This window comes from Mycobacterium sp., assembly GCF_035314905.1.
In the GTDB taxonomy this organism is placed as follows: domain Bacteria; phylum Actinomycetota; class Actinomycetes; order Mycobacteriales; family Mycobacteriaceae; genus Mycobacterium.
The window spans coordinates 1-17,398 of sequence record NZ_DATFYW010000125.1 but is presented as its reverse complement, the minus strand read 5'-3'; the positions used below and the strand labels follow the sequence as shown (position 1 = coordinate 17,398).

Genomic DNA, 17,398 nt, shown 5'->3' with positions numbered 1-17,398 from the left:
TTCGTAGCGGTGATGGGCTCGGCGACATCCCAGATCTCATACACCGCATCCAAAGGCGGGGTGCTGGCGATGTCGCGGGAGTTGGGGGTGCAGTACGCGCGCAGCGGGATTCGCGTCAACGCGCTCTGCCCGGGCCCGGTGAACACGCCGCTCCTGCGGGAGCTGTTCGCCAAGGACCCGCAGCGGGCCGCGCGGCGGCTCATTCACGTGCCAATCGGCCGGTTCGCCGAGCCGGAGGAAATCGCCGCCGCGGTGGCATTTTTGGCCAGCGACGACTCGTCGTTCATCACCGCGTCGACGTTCCTGGTCGACGGCGGCATCAGCTCGGCCTACGTCACCCCGCTGTAGTCATGCAACCGCAATTGGTCAGCGACGCGTTGCTCCGGCCGGTGCGGCCGGGGAATGCGTTCGAGGACACCGTTGGCCGGCTGCTGCAGACCATCCGGCTGGGAGTTGTCGGGCCGGGAGAGGCCTTGCCGCCCGAACGCGAACTCGCCGCACGGCTCGGTGTCAGCCGCGACACCGTCCGCGACGCAATCAAATCGCTGGCCGACGCCGGGTATCTGGTGTCGCGCCGCGGCCGCTACGGGGGCACCTTTCTGGCTGACGAATTACCGATGCCCACAGCGGAAGCCGACGGCAACGAGGCGATCACGCGGGCAGAGATCGACGACGCCCTGCGGCTCCGTGAGATTCTCGAGGTCGGCGCCGCGCGGATGGCTGCGACCCGCACGCTGACCGCGGCCGAACGCGAGCTGCTGTGGGCGCGGATGACCGACGTTCGAGGCGCGGACCCGTCCGACTACCGCCGGCTGGACTCGCGGCTGCACCTGGCGATCGCCGAGCTGGTGGGCGTGCCGTCGCTAGTGCCGCTGGTCGCCGAGAACCGGATGCGTGTGAACCGGCTGCTGGACCGAATTCCTTTGCTGTCGCGCAACATCGCACACTCGGACGACCAACATGAGGCGATCGTCATCGCCATACTCGCCGGTGACGCCGACGGTGCCGGGTCGGCGATGCGTGCCCACATCGCCGGATCGGCATCGCTGCTGCACGGGTTCCTCGACTGAACCAAGCCCCGGATATGTCTAGTGACGCCGCGACGGCGGCCACGGCGGCTCGCCGCACAGCGCCAGTAGCGCATTCTCGATGACCTCGGGCAGCGCGGGGTGTATCCAGTACTGCCCCCGGGCCATGTCCTGCGCCGGCAGTCCGAAGCTCATGGCCTGCACCACCGGCTGGATCAGCGACGACGCTTGATGCCCCATCAGGTGCGCACCGAGGATCAGCCCGGTGTCTTCGTCGACGACGATCTTCGCGATCCCGGTGGTGTCCTCGATCGCCCAGCCGTAAGCGACGTCGCTGTAGTCCTGAACCTTGACCTTGGTCTTGTATCCCCGCGCAATCGCCTGGTTTTCGGTGAGCCCAACGCTGGCGATCTGTGGGTCGGTGAACACCGCCGACGGCACGTACCGATGGTCGGAGGCCACCAGCGAGTCGAGGTCGTCCCAGTCCTGCAACAGGTTGTGACGCACCACGCGCGCCTCGTGGTTGGCGACGTGCTTGAGCTGGTAGTCCGAGCTCACGTCGCCGAGCGCAAAGATGCCGCGAGCCGCGGTCCGCTGGTACCGGTCAACGACGATCCGTCCGTCGGGACGCACCTCGATGCCAGCCAGTTCGGCGTCGAGCCGATCGCCGTTGGACACGCGGCCGGTGGCGACCAGCAGCGCGTCGCCGCGTACCGTCAACCCGTTGTCGCATGTCAGCACAATCGATCCGCCATCGCGCCGGGCCTCGACCACATTGGTGTGGTTGCGAATCTCCCACTTCTTCGCGGCGAGGTTGGTGAACCGCATCGTGATCGTGTCATCGTGCCCCTGCAGCAGCGCACTGCCGCGGATCACCATCGTGACGCGGCTGCCGAGCGACGAGAAGATGTGCGCAAATTCGGCCGCCACGTAACCGCCCCCGATGATCAGCAGGTGTTCGGGCAGCTCGGGCAACCGCATGATCGTGTCGCTGGTGTGGTAGTCGACATTGGAGCGTTCGATCGCGGGCGGAACCGCGGCGCGAGACCCGGCGGCGATCACGACCCGCTCGGCGGTGAATTCCTCACCGCCGTCGACCCGCAGCGTGTAGCGGCCGTCCCGGGTGACCCGACCGAAGCGGGTGTGCCTGCTGTAGACCCTGATGTTGGGCGACGCGCGGCGGTAGTGCTCTCCACCGGCCGACAGCGGGTCGATCCGGCCGAAGATCCGCGACACGATGTCCGGCCAGCGCACGCCGTCGACCCTCGCGTCGACGCCGAATCGACTCGAATCGCGGGCATCTTCGGCGACCTCGGCGGCGTAGACGAACATCTTGGTGGGGATGCAACCCACGTTGAGGCAGGTGCCGCCGAAGATGTTCTGCTCGCAGATCGCGATCTTCTTGTCGGCGTAGCGTTCGTCGGGTATGGAGTTGCCTGAGCCGGTCCCGATGATCGCCAGGTCGTAGTGGGTCATGACCGCCGCCCGGCACTGGCCGGGTCTTCGACTGTCGCGGCACACCAATCCACCCAGGCGGCCAGTTCGCGATAGGCCGCCTCCCGGGGCCCAGGCATCGACAGGAACACGTCGTGTTTGGCATCGGGGATCGGCACGATCGTGGTGCGGTTGCCCACGCAGCCCGCCCAGCGCGCGATCTGCCTGACGTTGAGCACAGCGTCGCCGCGGTGGGCGGTCACCGGATCGCTGCTGCCCGGGATGCTGTGACCGGAACGCAGGATCAGGTTGGGCACACCGACGTCGAGGCCGCGGTGCAGCCTCGAGTGCCCCCGACGGATCGCGTTGATCCACCCGAACGTCACCGGAAACCCGCCGATCGGCTTCCAGTCAAGGTTGTAGTCGAAGTCGCCGCCGAAATCGCGGTGCAGGCTTTCGCCGTACGTCGGCTCGTGCGGGAGCCGGATCACCTGCTTGCTGCGGAACTGTGCCAGCGCCAGGATCGCTGCGGTGCCCGCGCTGCGCAGAATCGCGGGGCCCTGCAGGTCGAACCACGGGCTGTTGAGCACCAGGCCGCTGACCCGGCCGGGCTTGGGCACGCCGCTACGCCTGCGGTCCAGCCACAGCGGCACGATCAGGCCGCCGGCGGAATGGCCGTAGACCAAAATGTGCGGGTCACCGGCCTCTTCGGCGATGGTGGCCAGCGCCCAGTCCAGTTCGGTGTCGTAGCGCTTCAAGTCGGTGGTGAAGTGCTGGGTTTGGCCCTCACGCCACGACCGGCCGCATTTGTGCAGGTCTATGGCGTAGAACGCGAAGCCGCGGTCGGTGAGGCGGTCAGCGAGCTCGGTGTTGAAGAAGTAGTCGGTGAAGCCGTGCACCACCAGAACAGCGTGGCGGGTGTGCGATGGAGCCTCCCCGCGGCGGATGAGGGTGGCGACGATCTCGCCTTCGCCGTCGGGGTCCTGGCCGAGGGGCAGCGTGCGATGCCAGTAGCCGCCGAGAACGTCGGGCTGCCAGGTCGGCGTCACGGTCATACCTTACGGCCAGCCGGGTGCCCGCCGCGGCGTGACGTCGACAGTCCGGGCCCGTCGGCAGCGGGATAGCCTGGGACAGACATGTCTGGACCGAACGTAGAGAAGGCCGACGTCGTGCTTGTCGGGGCCGGCATCATGAGCGCCACCCTCGGCGCGCTGCTGCGGCTGGTCGAACCCGACTGCTCCATCATCCTGATCGAACGCCTTGACGGTGCGGCCGCCGAGAGCAGCGATCCGTGGAACAACGCCGGGACCGGCCACTCGGCGCTGTGTGAGCTCAACTACACCCCGGAACTGCCCGACGGCTCGATCGACATCACCAAGGCCGTCAACGTCAACGAGGAGTTCCAGGTCTCGCGGCAGTTCTGGGCCTACGCGGTCGAGAACGGGGTGCTCGCCAACGCTCGCAGCTTTCTCAACCCGGTCCCGCACGTGAGCTTCATGCGCGGCGCCGCGCACATCGACTACATGCGGCGCCGCCGCGACGCCCTGGCGGGAAACCCACTGTTCGCGGCGACCGAATTCATCGACGACCCGGACGAGTTCGCCCGCCGACTGCCGCTGATGGCCGCGAAGCGCGACTTCTCCACTCCGGTCGCGCTGAACTGGAGCCAGGACGGCACAGACGTCGACTTCGGGTCGCTGTCCAAGCAGCTGATCGGCTACGGCGTGCGGTCCGGCACTGCCGCACTGTTCGGTAACGAGGTTCGCGACCTGCGCCGCGAATCCGACGGGACGTGGACCGTCACGGTGCTCAATCGTCGTAACAGCGCCAAGCGCAAGATCAATGCCAAGTTCGTGTTCGTCGGGGCTGGTGGCTACGCGCTGCGGTTGCTGCAAAAAGCCGGGATTCCGGAGGTCAGGGGCTTCGGTGGCTTCCCGATCGGCGGTCGGTTCCTGCGCACCGACAACCCCACACTGACCGCCGCGCACCAGGCGAAGGTCTACGGCTGGCCGCCGCCGGGCGCGCCCCAGATGTCGGCACCGCATCTCGACATTCGCATCGTCAACGGCAAGCCGTGGCTGATGTTCGGTCCGTTCGTGGGGTGGACACCGAAATCGCTGAAGCAGGGTCACCTCACCGACCTCCCGTTGTCGGTCAAGCCGAACAACCTGCGGTCGATACTCGGCGTCGGCCTCAGACAGATGACCCTGGTGAGGTACCTGGTGGGCCAGTTGCTGCTGTCGGACGCCGAGCGAGTGGAGGCGCTGCGCGAGTTCGCGCCGTCGGCAAGGGATTCCGACTGGCACACGATCGACGCCGGGCAGCGGGTTCAGGTCATCCGCCCGAAGCACGGCAAGGGGGTGCTGGAGTTCGGCACCGCCGTCCTCAACGCCGCCGACGGCAGCATCGCCGGTCTACTCGGCGCGTCCCCCGGCGCGTCGACGGCCGTGCCGGCCATGCTCAACGTCATCGAGCGCTGCTTCCGCGACCGCTACCAGTCGTGGCTACCGAAGCTGAAGGAGGTAGTGCCGTCACTGGGCACCAGGTTGTCCGACGAGGCGCACCTCTTCGACGAGGTGTGGGAGTGGGGCACGAAGGTGCTGGGCCTCGACGCGGCGAGGTCGGCCGACTCAGCGGCGGTCACCTCATGACGGTGGCACTGCACCGATCCTGGGCGAAGGATCTGAACACCGCGACCCTCTATGAGCTGCTGAAACTGCGGGTCGAGGTGTTCGTTGTGGAACAGGCCTGCCCCTATCCCGAACTCGACGGTCGAGACCTGCTCACCGAAACCCGCCACTTCTGGATTGAAGGTCCCTCCGGGGAGGTGATCTCGACGCTGCGGCTGATGGAGGAGCACGCCGGGGGTCAGAAGGCGTTCCGGATCGGCCGGCTGTGCACCCGACGGAATGCCCGCGGCCACGGCCACACCACCCGTCTGCTGCAGGCCGCGCTGGCCGACGTCGGCGACTACCCGTGCCGGATCGACGCGCAGACCTACCTCGAAGAGATGTACGCCCGGCACGGCTTCGTGCGCGCCGGTGACGAATTCGTCGAGGACGGCATCCCCCACGTGCCCATGGCCCGGCCGGGATTCAATGTCGCGGGCCCTGCGGGGTTCGATGTCGCCGGCCCTGCGGCTCCGGGGTCCACTGCGGAAGAGGCGCCGTGACGCCTCATGTCGCCGGCCCACCGGCTCCGCCCGAGTACCCGTTCAGCGCGATCGTCGGCCACGACCAACTGCGGCTGGCGCTGGTCTTGTGCGCGGTGCGCCCCGAAATCGGCGGGGTACTGATCCGCGGCGAGAAGGGCACCGCGAAGTCCACCGCGGTGCGCGGGCTGGCCGCGGTGCTGTCCGGGCTCGGCGACGGCCGGCTCGTGGAGCTGCCGATCGGGGCCACCGAGGACCGGGTCATCGGGTCGCTGGATCTGCAGCGGGTGCTGCGCGATGGCGAGCATGTGTTCACGCCCGGGCTGTTGGCCGAGGCGCACGGTGGCGTGCTCTACGTCGATGAGGTGAACCTTCTCGGTGACCACCTTGTCGACGTCCTGCTCGACGCCGCTGCGATGGGCCGGGTGCACATCGAGCGCGACGGTATCTCGCACACCCACGAGGCGCGGTTCATGCTCATCGGCACGATGAACCCCGAAGAAGGTGAGCTGCGGCCGCAGCTGCTGGATCGCTTCGGGCTGACCGTCGACGTGCGGGCATCGCGCGACGTCGACGAGCGCGCCCAGGTGATCCGCCAGCGCATGGCATTCGAGTCCGACCCCGCCGGGTTCGCCGAGCGCTACGCCGACGCCGACGCCGACCTGGCGGTCCGCATCTCGGCTGCCCGCGCCGCTGTCGGGGATGTCGAGCTACCCGACACCGAGCTGCGACGGATCGCCGCGCTGTGCGCCGCATTCGGCGTGGACGGGATGCGGGCGGATCTGGTGGTGGCGCGGACGGCGGCCGCGCACGCGGCGTGGCGCGGAGCCGGTGTCGTGTGCGAAAAGGACATCCGGGTGGCGGCCGAGCTGGCACTGCCGCACCGGCGCCGCCGCGACCCGTTCGACGAGCCCGGGCTCGACCCGGCGCGACTGGACGAGGCTCTCGCGCAAGCCGGCGACGGCGGGCCGGAACCCGATCCAGATCCCGATCCGCTCGGCGGTGGCGGTGTTTCGTCGGAAAGCACAGCGACACAGGCGTATTCGGAGGGGGTTCCGCGCGCCAGCGCACCGCCGACGGCGCCGTTCCGCACGCGCGTGCTGAGCGTGCCCGGCGTCGGTGACGGGGCACCCGGGCGCCGGTCGAGGGCCCGGAACCGCCACGGCACCGCGATTTCCGCTCACCCCAGCGACGGCTTCGGCGTGCACCTGTTCGGCACCGTGCTGGCCGCCGCGCGGCGAGCCGAGAGGCCCGGCCCACCCCCGGTGGCGGCCGACGATGTGCGCCGCGCGATACGTCAAGGCCAGGAGAGCAACACGGTCATCTTCGTGGTCGACGCCTCGGGCTCGATGGCTGCGCGCGACCGGTTTTCCGCCGTCAGCGGCGCGACACTGTCACTGCTCCGCGACGCTTACCAGCGCCGCGACAAGGTCGCGGTGATCACGTTTCGTGGCAACGCCGCCCGGGTGCTTCTGCCGCCGACCTCGTCGGTGCACATCGCGTCGGCGCGGCTCGCGCGGTTCGACACCGGCGGCACGACGCCACTTGCCGAGGGGTTACTGGCCGCCCGGGACATGGTGGCACGCGAGCGAGTGCGCGACCCGGCGCGCCGCTGCCTGGTCGTCGTGCTGACCGACGGCCGCGCGACCGGCGGTCCCGACCCACTCGGCCGGGCCCGGCTGGCAGCCCGGCGGCTTGCGGCGGAGGGCACGGCCGCTGTCGTCGTCGACTGCGAGACGTCGTGGGTGCGGCTGGGGCTGGCCGAGGAGCTCGCGGGCTATCTGACCGCGCCGTCCGTGCGGTTGGCGCAGCTGCGCGCCGACAGCCTCACCGAGGTCGTTCGCGGCGCCGCCTGAGCGAGGAGAGCCACCATGCCGCAGGGCCGGCCGATCACCGTACCCGACGACGGGTTGACCACGCGGGCTCGGCGGCACGCCCCGCTGCTGGCCGTGCACACCGGCGCGGGCAAGGGCAAGTCCACGGCCGCGTTCGGGATGGCATTGCGGGCATGGAACGCCGGTTTCGACATCGCCGTGTTCCAGTTCGTCAAGAGCGCCAAGTGGAAGGTAGGAGAGGAAGCCGCATTCCGGGAACTCGGTCTGCTGCACGAGCAGCGCGGCATCGGCGGAGCCGTCGAGTGGCACAAGATGGGAGCCGGGTGGTCATGGGCGCGCAAGGCCGGTAGCGACGACGACCACGCCACCGCAGCCGCCGACGGCTGGGCCGAGATCGCCCGGCGGCTAGCCGAAGAGCGCCACAACTTCTACGTCCTCGACGAATTCACGTATCCGCTCAAGTGGGGGTGGCTCGATGTCGACGAGGTCGTGGCAACCCTGACCGGCCGCCCCGGCACCCAGCACGTCGTGATCACCGGCCGCGACGCCCCGCAACGGCTGCTCGACGCCGCCGACCTCGTCACCGAGATGGCCAAGGTGAAGCATCCGATGGATGCGGGCCGCAAAGGCCAGAAGGGCATCGAGTGGTGAACGTGCCCGCGGTGGTGATCGCCGCGCCGTCATCGGGTAGTGGAAAGACCACGGTCGCAACGGGTTTGATCGGGGCGCTGCGGCGCGCCGGTCACGTGGTCGCGCCGTTCAAGGTCGGCCCGGACTTCATCGACCCCGGATACCACGCGCTGGCCGCGGGACGCCCGGGGCGCAACCTCGACCCGGTGCTGGTGGGGGAGCGCCTGATCGGGCCCCTGTACCGGCACGGCTGCGCGGGTGCGGACATCGCGGTCGTCGAGGGCGTGATGGGGCTGTTCGACGGGCGCATCGCCGCGGACGCCGCCGGTGTCGCCGCCGGCTCGAGCGCCCATGTCGCCGCGCTGCTCGGCGCGCCGGTGATCCTGGTGGTCGACGCGCGCGGCCAGAGTCACAGCATCGCCGCGCTGCTGCGCGGGTTTTCGACGTTCGACACCGGCACCCCCATCGCGGGCGTGATACTCAACCGCGTCGGCTCGCCACGCCACGAAGAAGTGTTGCGCCAAGCGTGCGCGCAGGCCGGCACACCAGTGCTCGGCGCCATCCCGCGCGCCAACGAAATATTCGTTCCGTCAAGTCATCTAGGCCTGGTCACCGCGGTGGAGCACGGCAAGCCGGCCAGGGACGCCGTCGAGGCGATGACCGCGTTGGTCAGCCGTCACGTGGACCGGGCCGCTGTGGTCGCCGCAGCCGCAAGCCACGTCACCGACCCCGCGTGGGAGGCCCCCGTGGGCGAGCCCGTGGGCCGGCCCGTCACCGTCGCGATGGCCGCGGGCAAAGCGTTCAGCTTCGGCTACGCCGAGCACGCCGAACTGCTCAGCGCCGCCGGCGCCGACGTCGTCGCATTCGATCCGCTCACCGATCAGCTGCCCGACGACGCCGCCGCAGTCGTGCTGCCCGGCGGATTCCCCGAACAGTATACCGCCGAGCTGTCCGCGAACGACACTCTGCGACAACAGGTCTGCATGCTCGCCGAGGCTGGTGGGCCGGTGCAGGCCGAATGCGCCGGCTTGACCTACCTGGTTTCCGAGCTCGACGGGCATCGGATGTGCGACGTGCTCTCGGGCTCAGCGCGATTCACCGACCGCCTGACGCTGCGCTACCACGACGCGGTAGCGGTGACCGACTCTGCGCTCTACACAGCGGGCGACCGCGTCGTCGGACATGAATTCCATCGCACCGCAGTGACATTCGCTGACAGTTATGCACCGGCTTGGGCCTACCGCGCCACCGACCTGCAAACGATGCGCGACGGCGCGGTGCACCGCAACGTGCACGCCTCCTATCTGCACACCCACCCGGCAGCCGCACCGGAGGCGGTGGCGCGCTTCGTCGCGCGGGCCGCCGGATCTAAGCTCGCCCGGTGACCGACAACGCGTATCTGGTCGGTTTGCGACTGGCAGGCAAGAAAGTCGTCGTCATCGGCGGGGGCTCCGTCGCACAGCGCCGGCTGCCGCTGCTCGTCGCCAGCGGCGCCGACGTGCACGTGATCACCCGGACCGCCACCCCTGCGGTCGAGGGCACGGGTGGAATCACGCTGGCGCTGCGCGACTATCGCGACGGCGACCTTGACGGCGCCTGGTATGCGATCGCGGCCACCGACGACCCAGAGGTCAACGCCGCCATCGTCGCCGAAGCCGAGGCCCGCCGGATCTTCTGTGTGCGCGCCGACGTCGCCCGCGACGGAACCGCCGTCACCCCGGCCTCATTCGAGTACGAGGGCCTCGCGGTCGGCGTGCTGGCCGGTGGCGAGCACCGCCGGTCGGCGGCGATCCGATCGGCGATTCACGAGGCGTTCCAGCAGGGCGTCATCACCGTCGACACCCCCGACGTCGTCCGGGGCGGCGTGGCGCTGGTCGGGGGAGGCCCGGGCGACCCCGAGCTCATCACCGTGCGGGGCCGCCGGCTGCTGGCACACGCCGACGTCGTGGTGGCGGACCGGCTGGCGCCGGCGGAATTGTTGGCCGAGCTGCCGCCGCACGTGGAGGTGATCGACGCCGCGAAGATCCCGTACGGCCGCGCGATGGCCCAGGACGCGATCAACGCGGTGATGATCCAGCGCGCCAAGGCCGGCAAGTTTGTGGTGCGGCTCAAGGGCGGGGACCCGTTCGTGTTCGCCCGCGGCTACGAGGAGGTGCTGGCCTGCGCCGACGCCGGTATCCCGGTGACCGTCGTGCCGGGTGTGACAAGCGCCATAGCCGTACCCGCATTGGCGGGCGTTCCGGTGACCCATCGCTCGGTGACGCACGAGTTTGTCGTGGTCAGCGGCCATGTTGCCCCCGGGCACCCCGAATCGTTAGTGAATTGGAATGCCCTGGCCGCGATGTCGGGCACGATCGTGCTGCTGATGGGCGTCGAGCGCATCGAGCTGTTCGCCGACGTGCTGCTCAAAGGGGGCCGACCTGCGGATACGCCCGTCCTCGTGGTCCAGAGCGGCAGCACCGCGGCAGAGCGCGCGCTGCGCGCCACGCTCGCCGACGCACCGCAGCGCATTCGGGAGGAGGGCATCCGACCCCCGGCGATCATCGTGATCGGCACAGTCGCAGGCTTTAACGAGTTAAAGAAACGATAAGAAGGCTGTAAGGTAGCCCCCTATGACTGCTCTTAATGATGCGGAGCGGGCAGCCGTCCGTCGCGACGGCGCCCTTCCCACCACCGAGCGCAGGTACTACCCGACTTGGCTGCCGTCGCGGCGGTTCATCGCCGCGGTCGTGGCGATCGGGGGCATGCAGCTGCTGGCCACGATGGACAGCACCGTGGCGATCGTCGCGCTGCCGAAGATCCAGAACGAGCTGGACCTGTCCGACGCCGGCCGCAGCTGGGTGATCACCGCCTACGTGCTGACGTTCGGCGGGCTGATGCTGCTCGGAGGGCGGCTCGGCGACACGATCGGCCGGAAGCGGACCTTCATCGTCGGCGTCGCGCTGTTCACGATCGCCTCGATCCTGTGCGGGGCCGCCTGGGACGAGGCGACGCTGGTGATCGCGCGGCTGCTGCAGGGCGTCGGCGCGGCGATCGCCTCGCCCACCGCGCTTGCGCTGGTCGCGACGACGTTCCCGAAGGGGCCGGCCCGCAACGCCGCCACCGCGATCTTCGCGGCGATGACCGGGATCGGATCGGTCATGGGCCTGATCGTCGGCGGCGCCCTGACCGAGGTGTCGTGGCGGCTGGCGTTTCTGGTCAACGTGCCGATCGGGCTGCTGATGATCTACCTGGCCTACACGACGTTGACGGAAACCCACCGGGAACACATGAAGCTGGACGCCACCGGCGCGATCCTGGCCACCTTGGGCTGCACCGCCGCCGTCTTCGGGTTCTCGATGGGCCCGGAGAGGGGCTGGCTGTCACCGATGACCGTCGGCTCCGGCCTCGCCGCGCTGGTCTTTCTCGGCGCATTCGCGTTCGTCGAGCGCAGCGCCCTCAACCCGGTCGTGCCGTTCGACCTGTTCCGCGACCGCAACCGGCTGGCCACGTTCGCGGCGATCTTCCTGGCCGGCGGCGTGATGTTCACCCTGACCGTGCTGATCGGCCTCTACGTGCAGGACGTGATGGGCTACAGCGCGCTGCACGCGGGCGTCAGCTTCATCCCGTTCGTCATCGCGCTGGGCATCGGGCTCGGTGCGTCGTCGCAGCTGGTGTCGCTGTTGCCGCCGCGGATGCTGGTGATCGGCGGCGGTGTGCTGGTGCTGGGCGCGATGCTCTACGGCTCGACGCTCAACCGCGGCATCCCGTACTTTCCTGACCTGATGATCCCGATCGTGGTCGGCGGCTTCGGGATCGGCATGATCGTCGTCCCGCTGACCGTGTCGGCGATCGCGGGTGTCGGCTTCGACCGGATCGGCCCCGTCTCGGCGATAGCGCTGATGCTGCAGAACCTCGGTGGTCCGGTGATCCTGGCGATCATCCAGGCCGTGATCACGTCGCGCACGCTGTACCTGGGCGGCACGACGGGCCCGGTCAAGTTCATGAACAGCCACCAGTTGCATGCGCTGGATCAGGGCTACACCTATGGGCTGCTGTGGGTCGCAGGCGTCGCCGTCATCGTCGGCGCAGCGGCGCTGCTCATCGGCTACTCGTCCGAGGAAGTCGCGCACGCTCAGGACGTCAAGGACGCGCTGGACGCGGGAGAACTCTAAGGCCGGCTGTCCCACGGGTGGGGCGGCTGCCGATTACCTCTCGGTAGGGTAGCTACCCATGTTCGCGGCGCGGCGTACCCAGCGGGTGTCGAAGCCGCTGGCCGCCAGCGTCATCGGCATCGCGATCGTCGCGATCACCGGCATGCAGCTGATGTCAACGCTCGACGGCACCATCGTCGTGGTCGCGCTGCCCCGGATGCAGGCCGAGCTCGGCCTGTCCGACGCCGCGAAGAGCTGGGTCATCACCGCCTACGTGCTGACCTTCGGCGGGCTGCTGCTGTTGGGCGGGCGAGTCGGCGACGCGGTCGGCCACAAGAGGGCGTTCATCGGCGGCGTCGGCGTGTTCACGGCCGCATCGCTGGTCTGCGGGCTGGCGTTCGACGACAAGATGCTGATCGGGGCCCGCGCCGTGCAAGGCATGGGTGCCGCCGTCTCCGCCCCGACCGGGCTCGCGTTGGTCGCGTCGACCTACGCAGTCGGGCACGCCCGCAACCAGGCGATGGCGGTCTCGGCCGCGATGCAGGGCGTCGGGTCCGTGCTGGGCCTGGTGCTCGGCGGTGCTTTCACAGTGATCTCCTGGCGGCTGGCGTTTCTGATCAACGTGCCGATCGGCATCGTGATCATCGCGATCGCTGTCACCCGGCTGCGCGAAACCCACCGCGAACGGCTGAAACTTGATGCGGCGGGCGCGGTGCTGGCGACGATGGCGTGCACGACGGCGGTGCTGGTGTTCACTCAGGGCCCGCCGCTGGGCTGGGGCAACCCGTGGGTGATCGGGGCGGCCATTGCCACGATGCTGCTGTTCGTCAGCTTCCTGGTGGTCGAGCGGACCGCCGAGCATCCCCTGGTTCCGTTGTCGCTGTTTTCCAACCGCAACCGGGTGATGACATTCGTGTCGTTGTTTCTGGCCGGCGGCGTGCTGCTGACGCTGACGGTGATGATCGGGCTCTACGTGCAGAACGTGTTGGGCTATTCGGCGCTGCGGGCCGGCATCTGCTTCATCCCGTTCGCGGTCGCGTTGGGGCTGGGCAACGTCTGCGCGGCGCGGGTCGCACCGCTGATCGCGCCGCGGTGGCTGATCATCGGCGGCGGCGCGTTCGTGCTGGGCGCGATGCTGTACGGGTCGACGCTGAACCGCGCGATCTCCTACTTTCCGGATCTGTTCGTACCGATCGTCGTCGGCGGCTTCGGGATCGGGTTGATCTCGGTCGTGTTGCCGCTGTGTGCGGTGGCCGACGTCGGGCCGCGGGAGATCGGCCCGGTGTCCGCGATCACGCTGATGGTGCAGAACCTCGGCGGCCCGCTGGTGCTCGTGGTCATCCAGGCGGTGCAGGTATCGCGCACGCTCTATCTGGGCGGGAAGATGGGCCCCGTCGCGCAGATGACGCCCGCGCAGCTCGACGCGCTGGACCGCGGCTACACGTATTCGCTGCTGTGGGTCGCCGCGGTCGCGCTGCTGGTCGGGGTCAGCGCGGTGATGATCGGTTTCTCGGCGCGCCAGATCGCCGCGGCGCAGTACACCCGCGAGGCAGTGGAGGCCGGGGAGCTTTAGCGTCGGGCCTCGATAAGCTAGCGCGCTGTGATCACCCGCATGTCCGAGTTGTTCTTGCGCACGCTGCGCGAGGATCCCGCCGACGCCGAAGTCCCCAGCCACAAGCTGCTGATCCGAGCCGGCTACGTCCGACCCGTCGCACCCGGGCTGTTCACCTGGCTGCCGCTCGGCTTGCGGGTGCTGCGCAAGATCGAGCGCATCGTCCGCGAGGAGATGACCGCAATCGGCGGGCAGGAGATCCTGTTCCCCGCATTGCTGCCGCGGGCCCCCTACGAGGCCACCAACCGATGGACGGAATACGGCGACGGGGTGTTTCGGCTCAAGGACCGCCGCGGCGCCGACTATCTGCTCGGCCCGACCCATGAAGAGCTGTTCACGCTGACCGTCAAAGGCGAATACAGCTCCTACAAGGATTTCCCGTTGCGGCTCTACCAGATCCAGACCAAGTACCGCGACGAACCCAGACCGCGCGCGGGCATCCTGCGCGGGCGCGAGTTCATCATGAAGGACTCCTATTCATTCGATGTCGATGACGAGGGCCTCAAAGCCGCCTACCACGCGCACCGCGAGGCCTACCAGCGGATGTTCGACCGGATGGAGGTGCGTTATGTCATCGTCTCTGCGGTGTCGGGTGCGATGGGCGGCAGCGCGTCCGAGGAGTTCCTCGCCGAAAGTCCGGCGGGGGAAGACACTTTCGTGCGATGCCTCGAGTCCGGCTACGCGGCCAATGTGGAGGCCGTCACCACCGCACGACCGGAGTCCCTGCCGACGGGCGGGTTGCCGGAGGCGGTTGTGTACGAGACCGGTGACACGCCGACGATCGCCACGCTCGTCGACTGGGCCAACTCGGCCGATCTCGGCCGCACCGTCACAGCGGCCGACACATTGAAGAACGTGATGCTCAAGGTCCGGCAACCCGGCTCCGGTGGCTGGGAGTTGCTGGCCGTCGGCGTGCCCGGCGACCGCGAGATCGACGACAAGAGGTTGGGTGCCGCGCTCGATCCCGCCGACTACGCCATGCTCGGCGACGACGACTTCGCCAAGCACCCGTTTCTGGCGAAGGGCTACATCGGCCCGAAAGCGCTGTCCACCAACGGTGTTCGTTATCTCGTTGACCCACGGGTGGTGGACGGCACCAGCTGGATCACCGGCGCCGACCAACCCGGCAAGCATGTGGTCGGCCTCGTCGCGGGCCGCGACTTCACGCCGGACGGCACGATCGAGGCCGCGCAGGTGCGCGACGGCGACCTGTCGCCCGACGGGGCCGGTCCGCTGGTGTCGGCGCGCGGCATCGAAATCGGGCACATCTTCCAGCTCGGCCGCAAATACACCGACGCGTTCACCGCCGACGTGCTCGGCGAGGACGGCAAGCCTGTCCGGCTGACGATGGGGTCGTACGGCGTGGGGGTGTCACGGCTGGTCGCGGTGATCGCCGAGCAGCACCACGACGACCTCGGCCTGCGCTGGCCGTCATCGGTGTCGCCGTTCGACGCCCATGTGGTGATAGCGAACAAGGACGCCGCGGCCCGCGCCGGCGCCGCGGAGCTCGCCGGCGACCTCGACCGGATGGGCCTGGAAGTGCTGCTCGACGACCGGCAGGCCTCGCCCGGCGTGAAGTTCAAGGACGCCGAGCTGCTGGGCGTGCCGTGGCTCGTGGTGGTGGGCCGCGGCTGGGCCGACGGCGTCGTCGAGCTGCGCAACCGGTTCACCGGCGAGACCCGCAAGCTGCCCGTGGACAGTGCCGCCGCAGAGGTCGTCGCCGCGGTCGGCGGGTGATTACTGCTCGTTTCCGCCCGGGAACGGCACCGTCAGCGGCCACGCGTGCAGCACCTGGCGCCACTTGGCGGCGCGCACCGCGCATTGAGTGAGCGCGGTGACCCCGAACGCGCGGTCCTGCGACGTCTTGGCCTGTTCGATCACCGCACGCCACGCCTGGGCGTCGTCGGATTCCATTCGCACCGCCAGCGTGGCCGCGTCGTTGACGTTGGCGACGGTCATCGGCAGCTGATAGCCGGCCGCCGCGACCGGCGGCGTCACCGACCGTGCCGCCAACGTCGCGATCGCGGCGTCGCGGCGCTCCCGGTGCTCGGCCAGTGAGTCGGCAACCAACGTGTTGAGGTCCGGCGTGGAGTGCGCCGACACAAACCCGTAGCCGTAGATCGTCGCGTGCTCGGCGGCGATGGCGTCGGCCAGCGCCGCGTCGTCGGGGGACCGCGGGCGGGACGTGGTGGTCGGCGTCGGCTCTGCTGACGTCACGGTGGCGGTTCTTTCATCGCCAGCGGCACGGTGACCGAGGCCGCACAGGACGCGGCGATCGAACCGAGGAGGCCCGCACGGTAGCCGGACAGCGTCGCGGACAGCTGCGATGCGCTGTCGGCGGAAATGTGCAGCGCCGCGGTCACGTCCGCCAACGACGGCGGTGGCGCCGGCGCCGTCGAGGTGACCGTCGTGCCGGCCGGGCTCGTCGGTGTGGGTGAAGGCAAATTGCCGGAAGCGCGCGCAATCTCCTGGACCAGCGCCCTGGCGTGGTCAGCCCGCTCGGCGGCGACGACGGTCAGTGCCGGGGCGTAGAACGAGTCGGCCGCTGCGGCGGCGGCCCTGGCCATGTCGCTGTCGCGTCGGGCCAGATCCAGCTGCGACTCGAGATCGTCGACCTTCGGCGGCTCGGGCGGCGAACCGCATGCCGAGGCCGTCGCCGAAACGACGGCCAGCGCGGCCGCGCCGAGCAAGACTTGCCGCCGGCTGACGGCGGGGATGGCGCCGGGCATGGCGACATCCTGCCATCCGAGGCGAACGCACCGGCGGGGCCGCCGATCGGCTCGTCGCGGCTTGCGGCTGGCGTATCGTTAAATCCTATCTCCGCGTTTGCGGAGAAGGATTGGCCGCACAACTCAAGATGAGGAGCTCGCCGTGGCCACGGGGCTGCCGTCGCAGGAACAGGTGATCGAGCTACTCGATGACGAGTTCGCGCGCGCAGGCTATGAGATCGAAGACGTCGTGCTCGACGGCGCGGCCCGTCCGCCCCGCATCACGGTCATCGCCGACGGCGACAAGGCGCTCGATCTGGACACCATCGCGATGCTGTCACAGTCCGCGTCGCGCCTGCTCGACGATGCCGACGCAGTTGGCTCCCCGTATGTGCTCGAGGTCAGCTCACGCGGCGTGGACCGTCCGCTGACCAGCGAAAAACACTTCCGCCGGGCGCAAGGCCGCAAAGCCGTGGTGACGATGGCCGACGGGTCCCGGCGCACCGGACGGATCGGCGGCACAACCGACGGCCAGGTGCGGCTGGTGGTGCCCGAGCGCGGGCGTTCGGGTTGGTCGGTGCAAGATATTCCGCTTGCCGAAATCGTCAAAGCGATTGTGCAGGTGGAGTTTTCGTCACCGAGCGCGGGTGAACTGCAGCTGGCGGGCTGCGGTGACGCGGAGGCCGGCACATGAACATCGACATGGCCGCGCTGCACGCCATCGAGGCAGACAAAGGCATTTCGGTCGACGTCGTCGTCGAGACGATCAAGTCGGCGCTGCTGACCGCCTACCGCCACACCGAGGGCCACCAGCCCGACGCCCGCATCGACATCGACCGCAAGAACGGCGCCGTCACGGTGATCGCC

At 69.2% G+C, this 17,398-nt stretch carries 17 protein-coding genes; 13 read left to right on the top strand and 4 right to left on the bottom strand.

Translation table 11 applies throughout. The features are described from left to right. Positions 1-348, top strand: a 348-nt coding sequence (locus tag VKG81_RS10395; RefSeq protein WP_324395837.1) for an SDR family oxidoreductase, incomplete at its 5' end; no start/stop codon positions are given. Positions 349-350: 2 nt separating this feature from the next. Then, complete coding sequence (locus VKG81_RS10390; RefSeq protein WP_324395836.1) at positions 351-1,070, top strand: FadR/GntR family transcriptional regulator; 720 nt, start codon at positions 351-353, stop codon at positions 1,068-1,070. An 18-nt stretch (positions 1,071-1,088) separates the two neighbouring features. Here VKG81_RS10390 and mtr read toward each other — a convergent pair whose 3' ends face one another. Beyond that, entirely contained in the window at positions 1,089-2,504 is a 1,416-nt protein-coding gene (gene mtr / locus VKG81_RS10385; RefSeq protein ID WP_324395835.1) for a mycothione reductase, read from the bottom strand. Then, entirely contained in the window at positions 2,501-3,511 is a 1,011-nt protein-coding gene (locus VKG81_RS10380) for an alpha/beta hydrolase (RefSeq protein WP_414685223.1), read from the bottom strand. The genes mtr and VKG81_RS10380 overlap by 4 nt, the downstream gene beginning before the upstream one ends. A gap of 87 nt (positions 3,512-3,598) precedes the next feature. On the opposite strand from VKG81_RS10380, the gene mqo reads away from it, so the two are divergent. From mqo to VKG81_RS10335, 9 genes are all read left to right on the top strand, one after another. Beyond that, positions 3,599-5,113: a malate dehydrogenase (quinone) gene (gene mqo / locus VKG81_RS10375; RefSeq protein WP_324395833.1), complete on the top strand. Its 1,515-nt coding sequence runs from the start codon at positions 3,599-3,601 to the stop codon at positions 5,111-5,113. Then, positions 5,110-5,634 (top strand): GNAT family N-acetyltransferase, encoded by a 525-nt coding sequence (locus VKG81_RS10370; RefSeq protein ID WP_324395832.1) that lies wholly within the window; start codon positions 5,110-5,112, stop codon positions 5,632-5,634. The genes mqo and VKG81_RS10370 overlap by 4 nt, the downstream gene beginning before the upstream one ends. After that, the gene (locus tag VKG81_RS10365) at positions 5,631-7,469 is read left to right on the top strand and encodes a VWA domain-containing protein (protein ID WP_324395831.1); all 1,839 of its coding nucleotides are present in this window, start codon (positions 5,631-5,633) and stop codon (positions 7,467-7,469) included. The genes VKG81_RS10370 and VKG81_RS10365 overlap by 4 nt, the downstream gene beginning before the upstream one ends. Before the next feature lie 15 nt (positions 7,470-7,484). Beyond that, positions 7,485-8,099: a cob(I)yrinic acid a,c-diamide adenosyltransferase gene (gene cobO, locus VKG81_RS10360; RefSeq protein WP_324395830.1), complete on the top strand. Its 615-nt coding sequence runs from the start codon at positions 7,485-7,487 to the stop codon at positions 8,097-8,099. Beyond that, positions 8,096-9,463, top strand: coding sequence for a cobyrinate a,c-diamide synthase (locus tag VKG81_RS10355; RefSeq protein WP_324395829.1), 1,368 nt, complete (start codon positions 8,096-8,098; stop codon positions 9,461-9,463). Before cobO ends, VKG81_RS10355 begins: the two co-directional genes overlap by 4 nt. Beyond that, the gene (cobA, locus tag VKG81_RS10350) at positions 9,460-10,668 is read left to right on the top strand and encodes a uroporphyrinogen-III C-methyltransferase (RefSeq protein WP_324395828.1); all 1,209 of its coding nucleotides are present in this window, start codon (positions 9,460-9,462) and stop codon (positions 10,666-10,668) included. Before VKG81_RS10355 ends, cobA begins: the two co-directional genes overlap by 4 nt. A gap of 22 nt (positions 10,669-10,690) precedes the next feature. Further along, a complete protein-coding gene (locus VKG81_RS10345) occupies positions 10,691-12,232 on the top strand; it encodes an MFS transporter (RefSeq protein WP_324395827.1) in 1,542 nt (513 codons plus the stop codon). A gap of 142 nt (positions 12,233-12,374) precedes the next feature. Then, positions 12,375-13,784 carry an MFS transporter gene (locus VKG81_RS10340; protein WP_414685224.1) on the top strand — a complete coding sequence of 470 codons (1,410 nt, stop codon included), beginning with the start codon at positions 12,375-12,377 and terminating at the stop codon, positions 13,782-13,784. A 27-nt stretch (positions 13,785-13,811) separates the two neighbouring features. Next, the gene (locus VKG81_RS10335) at positions 13,812-15,560 is read left to right on the top strand and encodes a proline--tRNA ligase (RefSeq protein WP_324395825.1); all 1,749 of its coding nucleotides are present in this window, start codon (positions 13,812-13,814) and stop codon (positions 15,558-15,560) included. On the opposite strand, the gene VKG81_RS10330 is transcribed toward VKG81_RS10335, so the two are convergent. Then, the gene (locus tag VKG81_RS10330) at positions 15,561-16,040 is read right to left on the bottom strand and encodes a ferritin-like domain-containing protein (RefSeq protein WP_324395824.1); all 480 of its coding nucleotides are present in this window, start codon (positions 16,038-16,040) and stop codon (positions 15,561-15,563) included. It abuts the gene before it with no gap. Further along, complete coding sequence (locus tag VKG81_RS10325; RefSeq protein ID WP_324395823.1) at positions 16,037-16,552, bottom strand: hypothetical protein; 516 nt, start codon at positions 16,550-16,552, stop codon at positions 16,037-16,039. Before VKG81_RS10325 ends, VKG81_RS10330 begins: the two co-directional genes overlap by 4 nt. Positions 16,553-16,694: 142 nt before the next feature. Between VKG81_RS10325 and rimP the strand changes: the two genes are divergently transcribed. Together rimP and VKG81_RS10315 are read left to right on the top strand one after the other, a co-directional pair. Further along, the gene (rimP, locus tag VKG81_RS10320) at positions 16,695-17,225 is read left to right on the top strand and encodes a ribosome maturation factor RimP (RefSeq protein ID WP_324395822.1); all 531 of its coding nucleotides are present in this window, start codon (positions 16,695-16,697) and stop codon (positions 17,223-17,225) included. Beyond that, positions 17,222-17,398, top strand: a 177-nt coding sequence (locus VKG81_RS10315; RefSeq protein ID WP_324395838.1) for a NusA N-terminal domain-containing protein, incomplete at its 3' end; no start/stop codon positions are given. The genes rimP and VKG81_RS10315, both read left to right, overlap by 4 nt.

Excerpts from the sequence above, each read along its gene's own strand:
- VKG81_RS10390 (WP_324395836.1), top strand. The coding sequence starts at position 351 with ATGCAACCGCAATTGGTCAGCGACGCGTTGCTCCGGCCGGTGCGGCCG.
- mtr (WP_324395835.1), bottom strand. The coding sequence starts at position 2,504 with ATGACCCACTACGACCTGGCGATCATCGGGACCGGCTCAGGCAACTCC.
- mqo (WP_324395833.1), top strand. The coding sequence starts at position 3,599 with ATGTCTGGACCGAACGTAGAGAAGGCCGACGTCGTGCTTGTCGGGGCC.
- VKG81_RS10370 (WP_324395832.1), top strand. The coding sequence starts at position 5,110 with ATGACGGTGGCACTGCACCGATCCTGGGCGAAGGATCTGAACACCGCG.
- cobO (WP_324395830.1), top strand. The coding sequence starts at position 7,485 with ATGCCGCAGGGCCGGCCGATCACCGTACCCGACGACGGGTTGACCACG.
- VKG81_RS10345 (WP_324395827.1), top strand. The coding sequence starts at position 10,691 with ATGACTGCTCTTAATGATGCGGAGCGGGCAGCCGTCCGTCGCGACGGC.
- VKG81_RS10340 (WP_414685224.1), top strand. The coding sequence starts at position 12,375 with ATGCAGCTGATGTCAACGCTCGACGGCACCATCGTCGTGGTCGCGCTG.
- VKG81_RS10325 (WP_324395823.1), bottom strand. The coding sequence starts at position 16,552 with ATGCCCGGCGCCATCCCCGCCGTCAGCCGGCGGCAAGTCTTGCTCGGC.